Source organism: Micromonospora sp. NPDC051543 (genome assembly GCF_044454415.1).
Classification (GTDB): Bacteria; Actinomycetota; Actinomycetes; order Mycobacteriales; family Micromonosporaceae; genus Micromonospora.
On the sequence record NZ_JBITDT010000005.1, the window covers coordinates 325,006 to 344,535 of the forward strand.

The 19,530-nt window shown below is 71.7% G+C and carries 23 protein-coding genes and 3 tRNA genes; 14 read left to right on the forward strand and 12 right to left on the reverse strand.

Annotation, left to right across the window (positions count from 1 at the left end):
• Positions 1 to 9: 9 nt before the first annotated feature.
• From crtI to ACIA3K_RS11660, 7 genes are all read left to right on the forward strand, one after another.
• Positions 10 to 1,491 carry a phytoene desaturase family protein gene (gene crtI / locus ACIA3K_RS11630; protein ID WP_396800673.1) on the forward strand — a complete coding sequence of 494 codons (1,482 nt, stop codon included), beginning with the start codon at positions 10 to 12 and terminating at the stop codon, positions 1,489 to 1,491.
• A complete protein-coding gene (idi, locus tag ACIA3K_RS11635) occupies positions 1,488 to 2,111 on the forward strand; it encodes an isopentenyl-diphosphate Delta-isomerase (protein WP_396800675.1) in 624 nt (207 codons plus the stop codon). Before crtI ends, idi begins: the two co-directional genes overlap by 4 nt.
• Entirely contained in the window at positions 2,101 to 3,045 is a 945-nt protein-coding gene (locus ACIA3K_RS11640; protein WP_396800677.1) for a MerR family transcriptional regulator, read from the forward strand. The genes idi and ACIA3K_RS11640 overlap by 11 nt, the downstream gene beginning before the upstream one ends.
• 76 nt (positions 3,046 to 3,121) lie before the next feature.
• Positions 3,122 to 3,916, forward strand: coding sequence for a polysaccharide deacetylase family protein (locus ACIA3K_RS11645; RefSeq protein WP_396800679.1), 795 nt, complete (start codon positions 3,122 to 3,124; stop codon positions 3,914 to 3,916).
• A gap of 154 nt (positions 3,917 to 4,070) precedes the next feature.
• Positions 4,071 to 4,143, forward strand: a tRNA-Glu gene (locus ACIA3K_RS11650).
• 31 nt (positions 4,144 to 4,174) lie between these two features.
• Positions 4,175 to 4,248 (forward strand) — tRNA-Asp (locus ACIA3K_RS11655).
• A gap of 99 nt (positions 4,249 to 4,347) precedes the next feature.
• Positions 4,348 to 4,421: transfer RNA gene (locus ACIA3K_RS11660), tRNA-Phe, on the forward strand.
• 206 nt (positions 4,422 to 4,627) lie between these two features.
• On the opposite strand, the gene ACIA3K_RS11665 is transcribed toward ACIA3K_RS11660, so the two are convergent.
• The gene (locus ACIA3K_RS11665) at positions 4,628 to 4,954 is read right to left on the reverse strand and encodes a hypothetical protein (RefSeq protein WP_396800680.1); all 327 of its coding nucleotides are present in this window, start codon (positions 4,952 to 4,954) and stop codon (positions 4,628 to 4,630) included.
• A 212-nt stretch (positions 4,955 to 5,166) separates the two neighbouring features.
• The gene (locus ACIA3K_RS11670) at positions 5,167 to 6,207 is read right to left on the reverse strand and encodes a hypothetical protein (protein WP_396800682.1); all 1,041 of its coding nucleotides are present in this window, start codon (positions 6,205 to 6,207) and stop codon (positions 5,167 to 5,169) included.
• Positions 6,208 to 6,371: 164 nt separating this feature from the next.
• Between ACIA3K_RS11670 and ACIA3K_RS11675 the strand changes: the two genes are divergently transcribed.
• The gene (locus ACIA3K_RS11675) at positions 6,372 to 6,896 is read left to right on the forward strand and encodes an SRPBCC family protein (protein WP_355048395.1); all 525 of its coding nucleotides are present in this window, start codon (positions 6,372 to 6,374) and stop codon (positions 6,894 to 6,896) included.
• Positions 6,897 to 6,938: 42 nt separating this feature from the next.
• Here the strand turns inward: ACIA3K_RS11675 and ACIA3K_RS11680 are convergent, their stop codons facing one another.
• Entirely contained in the window at positions 6,939 to 7,643 is a 705-nt protein-coding gene (locus ACIA3K_RS11680; protein WP_396800684.1) for a DUF2786 domain-containing protein, read from the reverse strand.
• A gap of 128 nt (positions 7,644 to 7,771) precedes the next feature.
• Here ACIA3K_RS11680 and ACIA3K_RS11685 point away from each other — a divergent pair, with 128 nt between their 5' ends.
• A complete protein-coding gene (locus tag ACIA3K_RS11685) occupies positions 7,772 to 8,221 on the forward strand; it encodes a hypothetical protein (protein ID WP_396800686.1) in 450 nt (149 codons plus the stop codon).
• Between the two features lie 40 nt (positions 8,222 to 8,261).
• Here the strand turns inward: ACIA3K_RS11685 and ACIA3K_RS11690 are convergent, their stop codons facing one another.
• Entirely contained in the window at positions 8,262 to 8,651 is a 390-nt protein-coding gene (locus ACIA3K_RS11690; protein WP_396800688.1) for a hypothetical protein, read from the reverse strand.
• Between the two features lie 155 nt (positions 8,652 to 8,806).
• Between ACIA3K_RS11690 and ACIA3K_RS11695 the strand changes: the two genes are divergently transcribed.
• On the forward strand, positions 8,807 to 10,150 hold the full coding sequence (locus ACIA3K_RS11695; protein WP_396800690.1) for an ABC transporter substrate-binding protein: 1,344 nt from the start codon (positions 8,807 to 8,809) through the stop codon (positions 10,148 to 10,150).
• 68 nt (positions 10,151 to 10,218) lie between these two features.
• Here the strand turns inward: ACIA3K_RS11695 and ACIA3K_RS11700 are convergent, their stop codons facing one another.
• Both ACIA3K_RS11700 and ACIA3K_RS11705 read right to left on the reverse strand, forming a co-directional pair.
• The gene (locus tag ACIA3K_RS11700; RefSeq protein WP_396800692.1) at positions 10,219 to 10,962 is read right to left on the reverse strand and encodes an enoyl-CoA hydratase/isomerase family protein; all 744 of its coding nucleotides are present in this window, start codon (positions 10,960 to 10,962) and stop codon (positions 10,219 to 10,221) included.
• Positions 10,959 to 11,816 carry a 3-hydroxyacyl-CoA dehydrogenase family protein gene (locus ACIA3K_RS11705; protein ID WP_396800693.1) on the reverse strand — a complete coding sequence of 286 codons (858 nt, stop codon included), beginning with the start codon at positions 11,814 to 11,816 and terminating at the stop codon, positions 10,959 to 10,961. The genes ACIA3K_RS11700 and ACIA3K_RS11705 overlap by 4 nt, the downstream gene beginning before the upstream one ends.
• 181 nt (positions 11,817 to 11,997) lie before the next feature.
• Here ACIA3K_RS11705 and ACIA3K_RS11710 point away from each other — a divergent pair, with 181 nt between their 5' ends.
• Positions 11,998 to 12,288, forward strand: coding sequence for a hypothetical protein (locus ACIA3K_RS11710; RefSeq protein ID WP_393214867.1), 291 nt, complete (start codon positions 11,998 to 12,000; stop codon positions 12,286 to 12,288).
• 45 nt (positions 12,289 to 12,333) lie between these two features.
• Here the strand turns inward: ACIA3K_RS11710 and ACIA3K_RS11715 are convergent, their stop codons facing one another.
• On the reverse strand, positions 12,334 to 13,113 hold the full coding sequence (locus ACIA3K_RS11715) for a class I SAM-dependent methyltransferase (RefSeq protein WP_396800695.1): 780 nt from the start codon (positions 13,111 to 13,113) through the stop codon (positions 12,334 to 12,336).
• A 53-nt stretch (positions 13,114 to 13,166) separates the two neighbouring features.
• Between ACIA3K_RS11715 and ACIA3K_RS11720 the strand changes: the two genes are divergently transcribed.
• Positions 13,167 to 13,559 carry a PPOX class F420-dependent oxidoreductase gene (locus ACIA3K_RS11720; protein WP_396800697.1) on the forward strand — a complete coding sequence of 131 codons (393 nt, stop codon included), beginning with the start codon at positions 13,167 to 13,169 and terminating at the stop codon, positions 13,557 to 13,559.
• An 82-nt stretch (positions 13,560 to 13,641) separates the two neighbouring features.
• Here ACIA3K_RS11720 and ACIA3K_RS11725 read toward each other — a convergent pair whose 3' ends face one another.
• Positions 13,642 to 13,851: a BldC family transcriptional regulator gene (locus ACIA3K_RS11725; protein ID WP_007073996.1), complete on the reverse strand. Its 210-nt coding sequence runs from the start codon at positions 13,849 to 13,851 to the stop codon at positions 13,642 to 13,644.
• 251 nt (positions 13,852 to 14,102) lie between these two features.
• Positions 14,103 to 14,942, reverse strand: a complete 840-nt coding sequence (locus ACIA3K_RS11730) for a hypothetical protein (protein ID WP_396800699.1) — start codon at positions 14,940 to 14,942, stop codon at positions 14,103 to 14,105.
• 194 nt (positions 14,943 to 15,136) lie between these two features.
• Here ACIA3K_RS11730 and ACIA3K_RS11735 point away from each other — a divergent pair, with 194 nt between their 5' ends.
• Together ACIA3K_RS11735 and ACIA3K_RS11740 are read left to right on the forward strand one after the other, a co-directional pair.
• On the forward strand, positions 15,137 to 16,219 hold the full coding sequence (locus ACIA3K_RS11735; protein ID WP_396800701.1) for a Glu/Leu/Phe/Val dehydrogenase: 1,083 nt from the start codon (positions 15,137 to 15,139) through the stop codon (positions 16,217 to 16,219).
• A gap of 302 nt (positions 16,220 to 16,521) precedes the next feature.
• A complete protein-coding gene (locus ACIA3K_RS11740; protein WP_007454329.1) occupies positions 16,522 to 16,737 on the forward strand; it encodes a DUF3073 domain-containing protein in 216 nt (71 codons plus the stop codon).
• 142 nt (positions 16,738 to 16,879) lie between these two features.
• Here ACIA3K_RS11740 and amcA read toward each other — a convergent pair whose 3' ends face one another.
• From amcA to purM, 3 genes are all read right to left on the reverse strand, one after another.
• Positions 16,880 to 17,119, reverse strand: coding sequence for a multiple cyclophane-containing RiPP AmcA (amcA, locus tag ACIA3K_RS11745; RefSeq protein WP_355048407.1), 240 nt, complete (start codon positions 17,117 to 17,119; stop codon positions 16,880 to 16,882).
• Positions 17,088 to 18,191 carry a cyclophane-forming radical SAM peptide maturase AmcB gene (gene amcB / locus ACIA3K_RS11750; RefSeq protein WP_396800830.1) on the reverse strand — a complete coding sequence of 368 codons (1,104 nt, stop codon included), beginning with the start codon at positions 18,189 to 18,191 and terminating at the stop codon, positions 17,088 to 17,090. Before amcB ends, amcA begins: the two co-directional genes overlap by 32 nt.
• Positions 18,192 to 18,317: 126 nt before the next feature.
• Positions 18,318 to 19,472, reverse strand: coding sequence for a phosphoribosylformylglycinamidine cyclo-ligase (gene purM, locus ACIA3K_RS11755; RefSeq protein ID WP_355048408.1), 1,155 nt, complete (start codon positions 19,470 to 19,472; stop codon positions 18,318 to 18,320).
• Positions 19,473 to 19,530: the final 58 nt, after the last annotated feature.

Sequence of the window (19,530 nt, forward strand, 5' to 3'; positions counted from 1 at the left end):
GGTGGTCACGTGCGGACGGTGACGGGACGGACGGACCGGGTGGTGGTCGTGGGCGCCGGGCTGGGTGGGCTCGCCTGCGCGCTGCACCTCGCCGGCAGCGGCCGGCAGGTGACGGTGCTGGAGCGCGAGTCGGTCCCCGGCGGACGAGCCGGGCGGCTCGCGGTCGACGGCTACGAGTTCGACACCGGCCCGACCGTGCTCACCATGCCCGACCTCATCGCCGAGGCGCTCGGGGCCGTCGGCGAGGAGCTGCGCGACTGGCTCGACCTGACCCCGCTGGACCCGGCGTACCGGGCGTACTACCCGGACGGGTCGACCCTCGACGTACGCACCGACACCACCCGGATGGCGGCCGAGATCTCCCGGGTCTGCGGTCCCCGGGAGGCCGACGGCTACCTGCGCTTCGTCGACTACTCGCGGGAGCTGTGGCGGCTGGAGCGGGCCGACTTCATCGAGCGCAACCTGGACGCGCCGACCGACCTGCTCACCGGCAACCTGCTCAAGCTGCTCACCGGTGGGGCCTTCCGCCGCCTCCAGACCAAGATCAACCAGTTCTTCCGGGACCCGCGTACCCAGCGGATCTTCTCCTTCCAGGCGATGTACGCCGGGCTCGCCCCCCACGACGCGCTGGCCATCTACGCGGTCATCGCGTACCTCGACTCGGTGGCCGGGGTCTACTTCCCCCGGGGCGGCATCCACGCGGTCTCCCGCGCGATGGCCGGCGCGGCCGAGAAGCACGGCGTGCAGATCCGGTACGACACCACGGTGACCCGGGTGGAGACCGTGAACGGCCGGGCCACCGGCGTGCTGACCGCCGACGGCGAGCTGGTGCCGGCGGACGTGGTGGTGCTCAACCCGGACCTGCCGGTCGCCTACCGGGATCTGCTGCCCGCCGCGCCCACGCGACGCCTCACCTACTCGCCGTCCTGCGTCGTCCTGCACGTCGGCTCGCGGCAGGGCTATGCGAAGATCGCCCACCACAACATCCACTTCGGACGCGCGTGGAAGGGCACCTTCGATGAGGTCATCCGCAGGGGTGAGCTGATGACCGATCCGTCGCTGCTCGTCACCAATCCCAGCCGGACCGACCCGTCGGTGGCACCGGCGGATCGGCACACCTACTACGTGCTCGCGCCCGTGCCGAACCTCGACCGGGCGCCCTTCGAGTGGCGTGGCGACCTGACCCAGCGGTACGGCGACCAGCTCATCGCGACGCTGGAGGAGCGCGGCTACGTCGGGTTCGGTGACGGCGTCGAGGTGCTGCGGGCGATCACCCCCGCCGAGTGGGCCGAGCAGGGCATGGCCGCCGGCACACCGTTCGCCGCCGCGCACACCCTCTTCCAGACCGGGCCGTTCCGCCCGTCGAACCTGCACCGACACCTGTCGAACGTCGTCTTCGTCGGCTCCGGCACCCAACCCGGCGTGGGCGTACCAATGGTGTTGATCTCTGGCAAGCTGGCCGCCGGCCGGATCACGGGGGAGGGACGATGAGCAGCCGCGAGGACCATCTCGTCGAGCTGGTCGACGACGCCGGGCGAGCCCACGGCGACACCACCGTCGCCGCCGCACACCAACCGCCGGGGCAACTGCACCGGGCGTTCTCGGTGATGCTCGTCGACCCGGACGGCCAGGTGCTGTTGCAACGACGGGCCGCGGTCAAGACCCGCTTTCCGCTGCGGTGGGCGAACTCCTGCTGCGGCCACCCCCAGCCGGGCGAGTCGCTCACCGAGGCGGCCAACCGGCGGCTGCGTGAGGAGCTGGGCACCGGTCCGGTCGAGCTGACCCAGGTGGGCGTCTACGTCTACTACGCCGAGGACCCCAGCACCGGTCGGGTCGAGTTCGAGTACGACCACGTGCTGCGCGGCGAGTTCCGGCCCGTCGCACCCCTGCGCCCCGACCCGGACGAGGTGGCCGAGCTGCGCTGGGCCGACCCGGCTGCCCTGGAAGCCGACCTCGACCGGGACCCTCGTTCGTACGCCCCCTGGCTGGGCGGGGTGGTGAACCGTCTGTTGCGCCCCTCGGGGTCCTCGTCGGACACCCCCGGCTCCACCACCACGACCCCGCCCGGATCGCCGGCGGACGACGCGGTGGAGCGGTCGGGTGGCCGATGAGGCGTTGAGCGCGGGCGCCGTCGCGCGCCGGCTGGGGGTCGCGGTCACCACGCTGCGTACCTGGCACCAGCGCTACGGGCTCGGGCCCAGCGAGCACGTGCCCGGCCATCACCGCCGGTACACACCGGCCGACCTGGCCCGCCTCGAAACCATGCGGCGGCTGACCGCCGAGGGCGTCAGCCCGGCCGAGGCGGCCCGATGGGCCCGGCAGGCACCGGACCGCACGCACCTGGACACCGTCGCCCGGGGTCGGATCCGTCCGGCGAGCCGCGACGGCGGTGGCGCCATCGGCGTGGGCCGCGCCGGACCGGCGGCCCGGGGCCTGGCCCGCGCTGCCATGCGCCTGGACGCGGCGGTGATCAACGAGACGATCGCGCACACCATCGCCGCCAGCGGGGTCGTCGCCACCTGGGAGACCCTGCTGCGGCCGGTGCTCGCCGGCATCGGTGACCGGCATGTCGCCACCTCCGGCCTCATCGAGGTGGAACACCTGGTCTCCCGGTGCGTGTCGGAGGCGTTCGCCGCGGCCAGCCGGGCCAAGCCGCCCGCCGGGCCCGCCCGGATCCTGCTCTCCTGCGCCGACGAGGAGCAGCACACCCTTCCCCTGGAAGCACTGGCCGCCGCGCTCGCCGAGGCCGGCGTGGGCTACCGGATGCTGGGCGCCCGGGTGCCGGTGGCCGCCCTCGTCGAGGCGGTCAACCGGACCGGACCGGCCGCCGTGGTGCTCTGGTCACACACCCGGGCCACCGCCGACCCGGCTCAGCTCAGCGCGCTGCTCGCCGCACCCCGCCGCCCGCTGCTGATCCTCGCCGCCGGCCCGGGCTGGCGGGCCGACGGGCTGCCCGCCGGAGTGGTCCGGCCGGTCGACCTGGCCGAGGCGGTCTCGCTGGCGGTGGCGGTCCGCGACTCACTGGACCAGTCGCGAGAGGCCTGACCGACCTGTCGGCTCCCCGGACGCTTCCACTACCGTCGGGGTGGTCCGCCCACCCCGACCCTCCGGGAGCGAACAGATGCAAGCCCGCGCCGCCCTGGCGTCCGTCCTCGCCGTGGTGCTGGTCTTGTCCGGTTGCGCCCAGCCAGACACTGCCATCCACGCCGCCGGGCCGCCGCAGCCCGTCGAATCGACCACCGGCCCCACGCCGAAGCCCACCGCCTCGCCGAGCGCCACCCACACCAAGCCCCCGAAACCGCCGCTGCGACCGCTGCCGGCGAAGCTCCCGGCCGGGCTCCGGCGCAACACCGGCGTACGGCCCGTGGCGCTGACCTTCGACGACGGGCCCAGCCCCACCTGGACACCCAAGGTGCTCGACCAACTGAAGGCGGCCCACGTCACGGCCACCTTCTGCGTGGTGGGCCGCGAAGCCCAACGGCACCCGGAGCTGATCCGGCGGATCGTCCGGGAGGGCCACCAACTGTGCAACCACAGTTGGCGGCACGACCTCGACCTCGCCCGGCGACCGGTCGCCGACATCAAGGCCGACCTGGCGCGTACCAACAAGGCCATCCAGACGGCCGCCCCGGGCACGCCGGTGCTCTTCTACCGGCAACCCGGCGGCCGGTGGACGACAGAGGTCCTCGGGGTGGCCAAGGAGCTCGGCATGCGCCCCCTGCACTGGGCCGTCGACCCGCAGGACTGGGACAAGCCGACCGCCGCCACGATCGCCAAGCGGGTCCACAACGCGGCACGTCCCGGCTCCATCGTGCTGCTGCACGACGGGGGTGGAAACCGGTCCGCGACGCTCGCCGCCTGCCCGCACCTGATCGCCGACCTGAAGCACCGCTACGGCATCACCCGGCTCAAGTAGATGGCATCTGAACTGCGGTTATACGGCCCACCACGACCCCGGCCATACCGGTTTTGTCGACCGGCCAGGCATCACGTATGCTTTCCAAGCCTCCGGCGGGGCCGGATGGGAGCAAGTCCGCTTGAAGTTGCGAATGTGCAATGATGGCGGGGCCGCCCTCATCGTCTAGCGGCCCAGGACGCCGCCCTTTCAAGGCGGTAGCACGGGTTCGAATCCCGTTGGGGGCACGACCGGCGCAAGCCGGAGCAACACAAGCTAGGTCCTGTGGAGCAGTTGGAGTGCTCGCCGCCCTGTCAAGGCGGAGGTCGCGGGTTCAAGTCCCGTCAGGACCGCAGCGCTGACGCCGCGCCTCGCGCGGCGTTCTGCGTATCGGAGCGTGTGATCCTGTCAGCAGCTCGATCTGCTGACGGGTAGCATGAGCCGAGCAACACGGCCAGGTAGCTCAGTTGGTACGAGCGTCCGACTGAAAATCGGAAGGTCGGCGGTTCGACCCCGCCCCTGGCCACATAGCCTTTCGCCGGGCTACAGAGGTCCCCACCAGCGAATACGCAGGTGGGGATCTTGCTTTTGTGCCCGCGCCGCGTCAGTCGCCGTTGCCCCTGGTCGACCGCTCTGGCTAGTGATCACCGCCACTTGTCGCACGCAGCGCACGCCGCCCCGCTTCTGCCGCCGGTGATGTCGCGCGACTGCCCGCTCATCCACCATGCGCGGCTAGCGGCGGAGCAGCGCCACCGATCCCGCCGCAGTCAGCAGCAGCAACAGGAACACCGCGATCAGTGCAACCCCCACTGGATAGGGCATGGGGATGAGGAACGTTGCGCCATACGCGACCAGGCCCGCGCCGCTCATGACCTGGGCGCAGCCCATCCGCACGGGCCGGGCCCGCTGGAGCGGCGTCGGGCGTACCAGTCGAATCCAGGCTGCGGGAAACCGCCGTGAGACGGCCACCCGCGCGCCCAGCACAGCCCAGGCGAGGCCGAGGACCACGGCCGCAAGGCTCACAGCGATCAGGACCGGCTCACCGTCATCCAGGCTCATGCGGCCATCATCGATTGCGCGTCAAGGCCGCAGTCGCCGACAGATCGCACGGCGGCCTCAGGTAGCGCTCTGACGTGCGGATGCAAGAGATCTTGCTACGTCCGGCTACGTGCTTCCGTAGCCCGATCGCGGCGGCTACGAGATCTTGGACAGTTTCCGTTCGGGCCGAACGTTCGGGCCGAACGGAAAGTTTCCAAGATCTCGGTGTGGTGTCACTGGTCACCGCGGCCCTGTTGGCGGTGCTGGGCGATCCCACCCTGGATCGCCTCCCACACGCTGCGCCCGGCCTGGCGGATGCTCTCGCTCGCCTGCTCGGCGAGCTGCGCCGCGTTCTGGGCCGCTGCCTGCGCCCCACCCGCGACACCACCGCCAACCTGCCCGCCACCCCCGCCGCCGCCCTGCTGACCGCCGGCCTGCCGGCCGCCGCCGTGCTGGCCCGCCCCCGGCTGGCCGCCGCCCTGCTGGCCGGCACCACCGTGCTGGCCGGCAGCCTGCTGGCCGCCGCCCTGTGCACCGCCGGCCGGCCCGCCACCAGAGGGTCCGCCACCGGCCCGGCCGCCCTCGGCCCGGCCACCCTGGCCGCCCTCACCGCGCCCCGCCGTGCCACCACCAGCCCGACCAGCCCCAGCCGGACCACCACCGCCCTGGTCACCCCGGGCCGGACCGCCGCCGGGCTGCCCGCTGTCACCGGCGGGAGCGCCGGACGGGCCCGGAGCGGGGGTCGAGACGGGCGCACCGGCCGACGGACTCACCGGGCGGACCGGTCGTACCCGCGACTGGTCGCCGGCCCCGCCGGGCACACCCGCCTGCCGGGCCAGTTCGTCGCGGACGTTGCCGTGCTGTGCGCGAGCGGTGATCTCGGCGGCGCGGGCCGCCAACTGCTCGCTACTGCGGTTCACGTCGTCGAGCGCGCCGGTGCCCGCGCGGGAGAGAGACTCGATGACCTGCGGGTTGTTGTCGATGGTGTCGAGCGCGCGGCCCAGGAGCGACACCAGCTGCTCCAGTCGTACCCGTAGCTGCGCCTCGGCGTGCACCCCGTCGATGTCCAGTTCGACGCCGTGCAGGTGGACCCGTACGCCCGCGTCGAGTTGGAGCAGGTTGGCCAGCCGGGCACGCAGCGAGATGTCGGCGTCCAGCCCGTCCACGGCCAGCCGGATCGAGTCGACCGTGACCTTCGGGATGTCGAGGAGGACGTCCGGGTCTCCGGCGTCGGCGTCCCGCTCCGGCCGTCGCTGCTGCGCGTTCTCGCTCATGCTCTCCCGCTCCGCCCGTGCGCCGACCCGTGGTCCGGGCCGTCCGGCGCGGTTACCCGCTTTCCGGCGGACCATCCCGTCCGTGACGACTCGGCAACCCACTGTCTGGAAAAGGCACCGCGCGAAGCTGCACACCCGGGCATCAGCCGGTATGGTCCGGGCCTATGGGACAGGGGATGGCTGATCCGGCCGACATTCGGCAGGACCTGGAGCGCTTCTCCCTACGGTGCAGTCTGCTCGTCCCCGGGTCCGCCGAGCGGGCGTTCGCCGTGTTCACCGACGAGCTGACCGAGTGGTGGGTCACCGAGTACACCTGGTCCGGTCCGGAAGCTCTCGCCGAGCTGGGCATGGAGCCCCGGGCCGGCGGAATGCTCTACGAGATCGGCCCGTACGGCTTCCGCGCCGACTGGGGTCGGGTGCTCACGTGGGATCCGCCTCGACGGCTGGTCTTCGCCTGGCAGCTCGGGCCGGACCGGGTGCCGGTGCCGGATCCGGCGAAGGCGAGCGAGGTCGAGGTGCTGTTCCTGCCGGACGGCCCCGAACGGACCCGGGTCGAGCTGGAGCACCGGCACTTCGACCGGCACGGTGAGGCGGCCGAGGGCTATCGCAAGGCGCTCACGGCGGGCTGGCACGAGTTGCTCACCCGCTATCTCGCCACGGTGTCGCGCGGCGGCCCGCACACCGCCTGAGCCGCGCCGCGCCGGGCTGATCCGGGCCGAGCCGGGCCGGAGTCAGTGGCCGAGTTGTCGACCGACCCGGCCGGTGTCGAGATTCCGGCCGCCCAGGTGAGCGCGGCTGCCCGCCTCGGCGCCGGAGCCGAAGCCCGTGCCGCCGAGTCGACGAGCCGGAGCGGCACGCAGTCGCGGGTACTCCTCGGTGAGCCGTCGCTGCACCCGGTCGGAGCGGTCGGCCAGCACCAACGCCATCGACTGGGCGCCTGACTCGCTGGCCGCCGCCGACTCGGCCGCCCAGAGCCGTCCCCCGATCACCTCGGCGAAGCCCGCGAGCCAGGAGCGTCGGAAGGCGGCCGGATGGTCGTCCGGCGGCACCGCCGTGGCCGCCAGGCCGTGTGCGGCCTGTACGAGCAGCGACGTGAAGAGCAGATCCACGCGTTCGAGGTCGCTGGTGAAGCCGAACAGGTGGGCGACGAAGCCGTTGCCCTGCTTACGCCGGACGCAGCGGCAGCGCAGCGGCTCGGCGACCGCCGCGAGCAGGCCGACCTTGTCCCGCGCGTACGGGGCGACGATGTCGAGCACCCTGTCGCCGACCGGGTCGGTGGTCGGGTCGCGGACCGCGAGGAGCGCCCTGTCGACGCCGTAGCGGGCGATCAGCTCGGTCGCCTTGGCGGTGAACGCCGCCGACTCGGCGGGCGTGCAGGCCGGATCCTCGGCCTGGGCGAGCAGCTTGCGCACCTTGCTGAGCATGGCCTCGGACATGCCCCAGAGCTATCACACCGGACCGACGATCCCGGACCACGCCGCGATTGATCGATCAGTATCATCGTCACGGTCAGCTCGTCCGTCCAATACGGACAGTCAATTAACTGTTTTCGGAGGCCGCCTGCATGTCATCCCCGACCGCTCGCCTGCTCGCCGTCGCCACGGCCGCCGCGCTGCTCGCCACCGGCGTACCCGCCCAGGCCGCCCCGGCCACCCCCGGTGCCGACTCCACCGATTTCACCTCGGGGCCGAACCTCTTCGCGCCGCTCGCCACCTGCTACGGCGGCGCGGTCCGCTCGTTCTTCCAGACCGGCGGTTACGGCGGCCAGGCCGGCCCGTACCGCACCACAACCCGGTGCCGCGACATCAACGTCCGCAACACCAGCGCGTACGCCACCGAAGCCTGCGTGATCTTCATCGACAAGACCAGCAACTGCAACTACTGGACGTACCTGCCGGCCAACTCCGGCTGGACCGTCGTCGCGACGAACGTCAAGGACGGGGTCAACTTCCGGGTCCGCTTCGACAACCTGCGCTACGAGTACGAGCCGCTGGTCGCGTACCACGCCTTCTGAACGGCCCGCGCGGACGCGGCACCCAAAGCGGGTGCCGCGTTCATTCGGCGCGGCTGCGCAGGGTGGCGATCGTCGAGCCGGCGAGCGTGAGCAGGCAGTCGGAGAGCAGCCCGTCGGCCGCCGCCGCGCCGAACAGGGCCTCGCCGGTCGACACGTCCCGGTTGGCGTAGGCGCTCACGAAGCGAGCCACCCAGCGGGTGTCGTAGTCCGCCTGCTCGATGCCCGGAAACTCCAGCGCGCACCCGGTGCTCGTCGGCGCGTCACCGACCATCGTCGCGGCCAGGCACCAGGCGACCCCGTACGCCCCGGACAGGCCGGCCCGGTCGACGACGGCGTCGAACGTACCTGTCACGGCGTCCCCGTCCCCGGCCAGCGCCGATTGGAGCACGGCGGTCGCGTCGTCGAACGTTTGCTGTGGTAGGTCCGTCACCCAGCGCACAGTAGGACGGGGGGTCAAGCCACGGCACTACCGTCACTCTGCGTATTCACAGTGAGCTACCTACGCATTGCGCCGCCTCCACGGTCCCGCGACCGGCCTCGGCACGCTAATGTGCGCAGCGGACCTTCGCCGGAGGAAGGACGACCATGCTCGTATCACGCCGCTCGCGGGTGGCCACACTGGCTGCCTGCGCGACGATCCTGCTCGCCACAAGCGCTTGCGGGGATGACAAGGCCCAGGAGGGGAGCGCCCAACAGGTGCGCCTCTACGGCACGGACGGCAACATGCTCAACTCCTACCCAGCGGAGTTGAAGGAACGCGCCGACCTCGTCGACGGAATGAAGGGGACCACGCCACTCACCCCACTGCCCGAAGACTTCAAGGGCCGGCTACGGTCCGTCAATCCGGCGCTGACGGACTACCTCTACTCCGCCGAGACGTACGACGCGGTGGTCATCGGTGTGCTCGCGGCCCAACTGGCCGGCAGCACCGACCCGGCGGCCATCGCCAAGCAGATCGTCGGCGTGACCAACAACGGACAGCGCTGCGAGACCCCGGCCAGCTGCCTCACGCTGGCCCGGGCCGGGCAGGACATCGAGTACCGCAGCGTCTCGCTGACCCGCGCCGGGTTCACCGACAAGGGTGAGCCGGCCACCGCGAGCTACGCCACGCTGACCTTCGACGGCCAGCAGCTCAACGACGGCAAGACCGAGTTCGTCGGCGCGGGCTCCGAGTCGGCGGCGAGCACCAAGACGCCGCCGAAGGGCAAGAAGCCGCGCCCCGGTGACGCCGACGACCAGAAGCCGCTGATCGTGGGCGGTCTCCTGCCGAAGACCGGCGACCTGGCGATCGCGTACCCGCCGATGGCGGCCGGTGCGGCGCTGGCCATCCGGGAGATCAACGCCGCTGGCGGCGTGCTGGGCAAGCCGGTGACGTGGAAGGACGGCGACGACGGCACCAACCCGGCGGTGGCCAAGGCGACCGTCGCCAAGCACGTGGCGGACGGGGTCAGCATCATCATCGGCGCGGGCGCCTCGGGCATCTCGCGCGAGGTGCTGCCGGACGTGGTCAAGGCCGGGAAGATCCTCTTCTCGCCGTCGAACACCGACGCGGGCCTCACCGACGTCGAGGACAAGGGCCTCTACTTCCGTACCGCCCCACCGGACAGCCTCCAGGGCCGGGCGCTTGCCGACGTGGTCCTCCGCGACGGGTCGCAGAAGATCGTCATCGTCGCCCGTAAGGACTCCTACGGTGAGGGCCTGCAGGCCACCGTCCGTGACGAGCTGGAGAAGGCCGGCATCCCCGGAGACCGACTCAAGCTGCTCACGTACGACCCGCCGGCCGACGCCAAGGCCGCGCCGGTGGACTTCTCCGGCGGCGCGAAGGAGATCAAGGAATTCGGCGCGGACGCCGTCCTGATCATCGGCTTCGGCGAGTCGGCCCAGGTGATCCGGGCCCTCGCCGACAGCGGGGTGCAGATCCGGCACTGAGCACAGCACCGGCGGACCGCGACGGCCGCACCGGCTCGACAGCCGGTGCGGCCGTTCCCGTTGCCGCGTCAGCGGGCCCGGCGGCGTTCCAGGAACTCGGTCATGCGGCGGTGCTTCTCCTCGTCCTCGAAGAGCACCGCCTGACTCACCAGGTCGAGCTGCGGGTGCGCGGCGGGGGGCGCGTCGACGGCCAGTTTGGTGAGCCGCAACGCCAGGGGCGACGCCTGGGCCATCTCGTCCAGCAGCCCGTGCGCCGTCGTCAGCAGCTCACCGGGTTCGTCCACCACCCGGTTCACCAGACCGATCCGCAGGGCCTCCGCCGCGTCCACCCGACGGCCGGTGAACAGCAGTTCCTTGGCCCGACCCTCGCCGACGAGGGCGGGCAGTCGGTGGGTCGCGCCAGCGCCGGCCAGGATGCCCAACCGCACCTCCGGCTGACCGAACACCGCCCGGGCCGTGCACACCCGAAGATCGCAGGCGTACGCCAGTTCCGCGCCGCCGCCCAGCGCCGGCCCGTCCACGGCGGCCACGCTCGGCATGGGCAGTGCCCTGATCCGCGCGAAGGCCGCCGAGTTGATCGCGGCCAGGGCGTCCGTGCGGCCCCGCTCGCGGAGCTGGCCGATGTCGGCGCCACCGGCGAAGATGCCCTCCGCGCCGCCGGTCAGGAGCAGCAGCCGGGGACGGGCCTCCAACTCGGCGCAGACCTCGTGCAGCTCGGCGATCAGGTCGGCGTCGATGGCGTTGCGCTTCTCCGGTCGGGCCAGCGTCACCACGAGCCGGTCCGACCGCTCCTCGATCCGCAGACCACTCATTGCTTGACGCCACCTTCCCAGCGATAGAAGCCGTGCCCGGACTTCTTGCCCAGCCGCCCGGCGGCCACCATCTCCACCAGCAGCTCCGGCGGGGCGAAGCGGTCCCCGTACGCGGCCTGGAGGGTACGGGCGATGTCGAGCCGCACGTCGAGGCCCACCAGGTCGGTGAGTTCCAGCGGTCCGATGGGGTGCCGGTAGCCGAGCACCATCGCCTTGTCGATGTCGGCCGGGCTGGCCACCCGGTCGGCGACCATCCGGATCGCCTCCAGCCCGAGGGTGACCCCGAGGCGGGAGGTCGCGAAGCCGGGCATGTCGCGTACGACGACGGGGTCCTTGCCCAACCGGCCGGCGAGCGCGACGGCCGCGGTGGTGGTCTCCTCGGCGGTGGCCGGGCCGACCACGATCTCCAGCAGCGTCATCGCCCAGACGGGGTTGAAGAAGTGCAGGCCGAGGAAGCGCTCGGGCGCGTCCAGATCCGCGGCCAGCTCGCCGATGGCGATGCTGGACGTGTTGCTGCCGAGCAGGGCCGGGTCCAGGGCGGCGGCGTCGCGCAGCACCGCCCGCTTCAGGTCCAGCCGCTCCGGCACCGCCTCCACGACCACTCCCGGAGCGGGGGCGACCTCGGCGAGGCTCGGCCGCAGGATCACCCGCTCCCGGTTCGCGGCGGCCTCGTCGGCGGTCAGCTTGCCGCGCTGCACGGCGCGTTCCCACAGGTCGGCGAGCCGGGTCAGCGCGGTCGCGCCCCGGTCCGCGTCCACCTCGACCAGCTCGACGGCGTGGCCGGCGCCGGCCGCCACGTACGCGATGCCGAGCCCCATCGTGCCCGCACCGACGACCACGAAACGATCGTTCACCACGCCTCCCTGTCCGCCGGCCCGGCAGCGCGCGGGGTCTCCGCCACGCCGGCCCGGGTGCTCGGTCCGCTGCGCTCGCTCATGGTGCGACCCTAGACAGCACGCCGACCCCGCCCATGCGTGGGGGAGCGCGGGATCGGGTACGTACGGCCCGTCAACCCAAGGGAAGGACCGCATCGAGATGAGCCAGGCACCGGAGAGCGTCACCTCCGACTCCGAGACCGTGGAGACCCGGGGCGACGAGCGGGTCGAGCTGCTGCGCGCCGACACCAACAACGACGGCAAGACCGACGTGTGGGTGGTGGACACCGACGGCGACGGCAAGGCCGACCTGTTCCAGTTCGACACCGACGGTGACGGCAAGGTGGACATCACCATGGTCGACATCGACGAGGACGGCACCCCCGACGAGGTGGTCGACGGCGATGGCGGCCTCCCGCCCGAGCCGCTGCCCCCGACCGTTCAGGTCTGAGCCGTACGACGGCTCCCGCGTCCGACGCGGCGCGGGAGCCGTCGCTCACCCGGCGAGGCGCAGGGTGGCCAGGTAGTAGGGGGCGTCCCGGTCGTCCACATCGGTCAACCGCCAGCCGCTGCCGTGCACCAGCTCGGCGAACTCGTCCGGCGAGCAGACCAGGTAGTCGAACCATTCGGTGCCGAGTTCCCGGTAGCGCAGCCGGAGCCGGAGCTGGCCACCGAGCCTCCCCCGGCGTCGGTTGCGCTCGTGGTAGCCGGTGTGAACGGGGTCGCGGGTTCCGTACGGGTTGGTGCCGTGCGCGATGATCTGCGCCCCGGGTCGGGCCAGCGCGGCGAGCGCGGCGAGGAACACCGGGGCCCGCTCGCGCCCCTCGAACAGCCCGAGGTTGTTGCCGAGCAGCAGGAACGTGTCGTAGCGCCGGCCGTCGGCGACGTGCGTGTCCACCGTTCCGTGCACCAGCCGCCGTACGCCACGCCGCCGGCTCACGTCGAGGGCGCCGGCGGACGTGTCGAGGCCGGTGACGGGTACGCCGCGCTCCTGGAGCAGCAGCGCGATCCGGCCGGCGCCGGTGCCGACGTCGAGCGTCTCGCCCCGGGCCCGGTCGACGGCCCGGTGGTCGTACGGCTGCCAGTCGGCCGGCCCGTCGAGGTAGTGCGCCGCCGGAGCGCCGTTGATCAGACCGTCGTCCCGTTCGATGATCTCGATGACCGGCCGGGGCAGCCGGCCGCCGACCATCGGCCGGGGGCCGACCCCGGTCGCCACGGCGAGCGCGTCCCGCAGCAGCTCGCCGACCACGTCACCAATTGCAGGCTCCCCCGTCACGCCGTTCACGCTATCTGGCCGCTCAGTGGCCCGTGGCGGCCTATCCTGGCGGCGTGACCACGCTGGACCGGCTGTCGGCCGAGAAGTACATCCTGCTCACGACCTTCCGTAAGGACGGCCGGGCGGTGCCGACCCCCGTCTGGGCGGTCCGCGACGGGGACGCGCTGGCGGTGTGGACCCGTGCCGACTCGGGAAAGGTCAAGCGGATCCGCCACAACGGCGAGGTGACCGTGGCGCCGTGCGACGTGCGGGGCCGGCCGCACGGCGCCGAGGTGCCCGCCCACGCGACCCTCTACGGTGGCCGCGACACGGGCCGGGTCCGCGACCTGCTCAAGCACAAGTACCGCCTGATCGGTCGGCTGAGCCTGCTCGGCAGCCGGTTCCGTCACGGTGAGGGCGGCACGGTCGGCATCCGGTTGACGTTGACCGGCCCCGACACGGACTGACGCGCCGCCGTCGGAGCCGAGCGGACATGAGAAGGGGCGGTGGATCGAGATCCACCGCCCCTTCTCGGAAACCTCTATCGGGTCAGTCGCCCTGCCGCTGCTGCGGGATCTGGCCCTGTAGCAGCGCCCTGACCTCCGACTCGCGGTATCGACGGTGGCCACCCAGGGTGCGGATGGCACTGAGCTTGCCCGCCTTCGCCCACCGGGTCACCGTCTTCGGGTCGACACGGAACATCGACGCCACCTCGGCCGGTGTGAGCAGCGGCTCTGGTTCGTGCGTTCGCGATGCCATCGGTCACTCCTCCACATGTATAGACATCGGCCGGGGTCCCGCCGGCCGACGCGTCTCCCATGGTCCGGCTAGTCCCCGATGTCCGACATGGGCCGAACGGATGAAGGTCCCTAGACGGACGGATGAACCATGCCCGATTTTTACGACTTTTACACGGTAGAAAGTACCTTATTCGGACTCATGATCACGGTTCGTGATGCGTCAACTACGAGACACCCTCGCTTTGGGAGCGCTCCTAGGGGTGATTTGCCTTAGTTGCACCGCTCCAGGAGCTGCACCGCGCGCCAGCGGGCCACCAACTTGTCGTACGCGGCCGACGCCTCGTCCGCCTCCCCCCGCGACAGGCCCGCGAGGCCACCGGCGACCAACTCCGGCGAGTCGTCGGCGGCGAGAGTCTCATCGGAGAGCAGGTCGACGAGGCCGCCGTAGTCCAGCTCCACCATCGAGCCCGGGTGGAACTCCTCCAGCCAGCGCGCGGCCTCCTGGACCGCCTCGGTGATCGGCGCCTCGCCCACCGACTTGCGCAGCACCGACAACGCCCGGGACGAACGACGACGAGCCTTGGAGATCTCCGTCCGGTAGCGCAGCGCCCGCCGGCCCGGCTGGGTGACGAAGTCCCGCTCCGTCGGGTCGAAGAGCACGAACCACCGCAGGGGTACGCCCCAGGTGGCGATCTGCTCGTGCACCCGGGGCACCCCGTGCTCCAGAACCCGTGCGCCGCTGCGCCAGTCGTCGACCACCGCCCGGGCCTGCCCGGCGAGCACCGGCGGCACGAAGGCGTCGGCAAGCACCGGGGGCACCCCGTCCCGGGCGTTGAGCGCCGCCTCAGCGACCCGGATGCGCAGGTTCCAGGGGCAGACCAGCAGGCTGTCGTCCGTCTCCAGGACGTACGCCTCCTCGGGCAGGTCGGGTAGGCGGGTCCAGCCCGCGCCCAGCGCCTCGATCACCGCCGTCCGCTGACGGCCGGGCCCCTCGACGGGGGCGATCGCCCGTCCCTCCGAGACATAGCGACGCCAGTAACTCTGCCGGTCCCGGTCGAAGGCGGTCAGCGGCTCGTACACGCGCAGGTAAGAAGCGAAGAGCGACGGCACCGCGCGATCCTCCCACGAACCGCACCCCCACGCGGCCAGCGGCCGGACCGCGCGCCCCGCACCGTGGGACGGCGGCGGCGCGTCGGGCGCTCGTACGGCGGCCGATACTAGGCTCGATCACACCGGCAGCATCCCCGCCGGGGTCCACCAGGTCCGCGTCCCACAAGGAACGCACACCATCGTAGGAGCCAGTCATGGGCGTTTTCGCGAGCACCGACGACCCGATATCGACCGGTCACGAACAGGTCGTCTTCTGCCAGGACAAGCAGAGCGGTCTCAAGGCGATCATCGGGATCTACTCCACCGCGCTGGGGCCCGCGCTCGGCGGCACCCGCTTCTACCCGTACGCCAGCGAGGACGACGCCCTCGCCGACGTGCTCGACCTGTCCCGTGGGATGGCGTACAAGAACGCGCTCGCCGGCCTGGACCTGGGCGGCGGCAAGGCCGTCATCTGGGGCGACCCGGAGCAGATCAAGAGCGAGGCGCTGCTGCGCGCGTACGGCCGCTTCGTGGAGTCGCTGGCGGGCCGCTACTACACCGCCTGCGACGTCGGCACCTACGTGCCCGACATGGACATCATCGCCCGCGAGACCCGCTACGTGACCGGCCGCAGCGTGGAGCACGGCGGCGCCGGCGACTCGTCGATCCTCACCGCCTGGGGCGTGTTCCAGGGGATGCGGGCGGCCGCCGAGCACGTCTGGGGCACGCCGAGCCTGAACGGCCGCCGGGTCGGCGTGGCGGGCCTGGGCAAGGTCGGCAAGTACCTGACCGGGCACCTGCTGGACGACGGCGCCGAGGTGGTCGCCACGGACGTCAACCCGAAGGCCCTGGCCTGGGTACGCGCCAACCACCCGCAGGTCACTCTGGTGGACGACGCCAGCGCGCTGGTCGCCGCGGACATCGACGTGTACGCACCCTGCGCGCTGGGCGGCGCGCTGAACGACGACACCGTTCCGGCGCTGCGCGCCAAGGTCGTGACCGGCGCGGCGAACAACCAGCTCGCGCACCCGGGGATCGAGAAGCTGCTGGCCGACCGGGGCATCCTCTACACGCCGGACTACGTGGTCAACGCCGGCGGCGTGATCCAGGTGGCCGACGAGATCGAGGGCTTCAACTTCGACCGGGCGAAGCTGCGGGCCACCCGGATCTACGACACCACCCGGGAGATCCTGCGCCTGGCGGACGCCGAGGGCGTGCCGCCCGCGGTCGCCGCGGACCGGCTGGCCGAGCGGCGGATGGCCGAGGTCGGCCGGCTGCGCACGATCCATCTGCGCTGACGCATTCCGGAGGCGGATCGACCGGGATCCGCCTCCGGGCCTCCCGCACCGCCCCGACTCGGTAAGCTGAGGCCCGGGTCACGTTTGGCGTGTTTTGCCCGGTGTCACGGGTGCTCTCCGTTCCGCTCCTTACCAGGTACACTGGGTGACGGCCGGATCGCCGCAACGCGCAGAGCCGGCTGACGGTAACCCGAGGTGCCGAACGATGGCATCCCCATGTACCGTAAGAGCCACGAGAGATGCCTGACGTCATCGGGGCCCGCCTTCGGGCTGCCCCGCATTCTGTGCGAGGGGGTCGAGCCATGGGGCGCGGCCGTGCTAAGGCCAAGCAGACTAAGGTGGCCCGGGAGTTGAAGTACCACTCCCCGAACACCGACCTCACCGCCTTGCAGCGCGAACTGGCGGGTGCTGGTAAGTCTGAGCACCACTTCGACGACGACTCAAAAGAGTTCGTCGACGACGATGATGAGAATCACGCGGACGACGACCCCGATCCCTGGGTCCGTCCGACCCGCTGACCTCTCGACGTAGCTGAGCACGCGGTAACCCCCGCGTGCTCACGCATGTGTCCTTCGGGAGCGAGATCGGTGCCGATCATCAGGGGCCTGCCCTGGCCGGGGACTACCCCGTCTGGCCGACAGGCCCCTGATCACGGCCGCCCTAACGCGGCCGGTTGTTCCAGTTGTAGAAGGTCGGGATGTTCTCGAAGTGGTTCCAGGCGCAGACCGCGCTGACGCCGTCTCCGCCCGCCACCTCGGCCCGTAGCCGCCGTGCGTCCGCGGCCTCCTGCAACAGCGCGACAAGCCCGGGGGCGGCCTCCCGCACGCGTTCGGTGACGTCGTCGTCCGGGGCATCGTCCGCTTCGCGTTCAGGCCGCCGGTGACTGGTGATCTCGGGCATGCTCCAACACTCCCTCCAATAGGCGGATCTTGCTGTTGCGGCAGTGCTCGGTCTCCGTACCGTCAAAACGCCCCAGCTCGAAGTAACGGTTGGCGGCGTGGCCGCCGCCACAGAAGCCGAAGTACGGGCACGACACCCGACACGCTTCCACCCCGGTCAGGAACTCGCCGACCCACGAGGTCGACGCGGCACCGGCCAGGATCCGGGTCAGCGGAGTGGTCAGCACGTTCCCACTGCTGAAGTCGCCGTAGCGAGGGTCGGTGAAGCCGGCCAACTCCGGGGAGAGCACCGTCACCGAGCCGTCGTGCCCGATGGTGGGTATCGGATCCAGCCGGCGGGGCAGCACACCGTCCGCCGTGCCGTCGAGGACCGCCGCCGCGTACCGCAGCGACCACTCGACCTCGCGCAGGTGGATCCGGGGCGCCCGCCGCCAGGCCGCCACCAGTTCGGCCCAGAACGTCGTCACCGCAGCCGGGTCGTGGCTGTTGTCGCGGGTGTTGACCCCTTCGGTCTCCTCGATGTTGATGCCCAGCACATCGCAGCCCAGATCGAGGAAATAGTCGTACAGCTCCGCGGCGAGGCCCGGCGTCGGCCGGGACACCACGGCCAGCGCGGAGAAGGGCAGATCGTGCCGGCGCAGCGCGGCCACACCCCGCAGGATCCGGTCGTACGCCGGCTGACCGCCACGGTTGACCCGGTCGCCGTTGCGCTCGCGCGGCCCGTCCACGCTCACGCTGACCCGCATCTCGTGCCGGGCGAAGAACTCGCACCACTCGTCGTCGATCAACGTGGCGTTCGTCTGCACGTGGTGTTCGACCTCGGGCCCGAAGGGCGCGATCAGGGCGGCCAGGTGCTCCCGACCGGCCGCCAACGGCTCGCCGCCGTGCCACACGACGGAGAAGCGCCCGGAGGCCGCCCACGGGTTGACCGCCGCCGCCACCGCCTCGGCCACCGGCACCGACATCCGCCGGTCGGCGGCCCGGAACGGCAGGTAGCAGTATGCGCAGTCGAGGTTGCACAGCGTGGTGGGCTGCATGACGACGTACGACGGGACGGCGGCCAGCCCGCGCATCCCGCTGAACGTCGGTTCTCCAGCAGCCATCACCCTCCTCCGCCCAGCCCGAGCCTTTCAGGCTAGGCGGCGCCGGCCACTCGGGTGAAGCCCTGATCAGGTGCCCGTACGGTCACCGGAGCGTGATCAGCCGCGAGTGTGCTGACCGACCATCTGCACGTTGCCGGTGCCCTCGATGATCTCGCCCGCCTGCCAGGCCTCGACCCCACGGCCGGTCAGCGTGGCCAGGGCGCGGTCGGCGTCCTCGGCCGAGACGATCGCGAACATGCCGACGCCCATGTTGAACGTCGACTCCATGTCCTGGTCGTCGATCCGACCCTTGGACTGGATCAGGTCGAAGATGGGCTGCGGCTTCCAGGTGGACCGGTTGACCACCGCGTCGACGTGCTCGGGAAGCACCCGCACCAGGTTGCCCGGGATGCCGCCGCCGGTGATGTGCGACAGCGCCCGCACCTCGGCCTCCTCGATCAGCTTGAGGCAGTCCTTGGCGTAGATCTTGGTGGGGGTCAGCAGCTCCTCACCGAGGGTCCGCTGCCGGCCGAAGTCGTCGATCACGATGTCCAGCCGCATCCGGGCGGCGCCGAGCAGCACGTGCCGGACCAGCGAGTAGCCGTTGGAGTGCAGGCCGGAGGAGCGCATGGCGATGACGACGTCACCGACCTCGACGCGCTCCGGGCTGAGGATGTCGGCCTCCTCGACCACACCGACGCCGGTCGCGGAGATGTCGTACTCGTCGGGGCGCAGCACACCGGGGTGCTCGGCGGTCTCCCCGCCCAGCAGCGCGCAGCCCGCGTACCGGCAGCCGTCGGCGATGCCCGCGCCGATCTCGGCCACCTTGTCCGGAACGACCTCGCCGGTGGCGATGTAGTCGAGCAGGAACAGCGGCTCGGCACCGCACGCCACCAGGTCGTCGACGACCATCGCGACCAGGTCGATGCCGACCGTGTCGTGGATGTCCATCTGCTGGGCGATGACCAGCTTGGTGCCCACACCGTCGGTCGAGGACGCCAGGATCGGGTTCTTGTACTTCTTCGTGTCCAGGCGGAACAGGCCGGCGAAGCCGCCGAGGTCACCCAGCACCTCGGGACGCCGGGTCTCGCGCACCTTCGACTTCAGCAGCTCGACCGCGCGGTCGCCCGCGTCGATGGAGACCCCGGCGTCGGCGTACGAGACGGAGCGCTTGCCCCGCTGGCGGCCGGCACCGCCCGTCCACGGCTGGTGGTCGCTGCCAGCGCCGTTCGGGCTGCTTCCTGCGCCGCTGCGCTCGGACACGTGCGTCACGGTTCTCCCCTTTTGTGGTTCTCGGTGCCGCGCCGGCGGTGGCCGGGCCGCGCCGGTT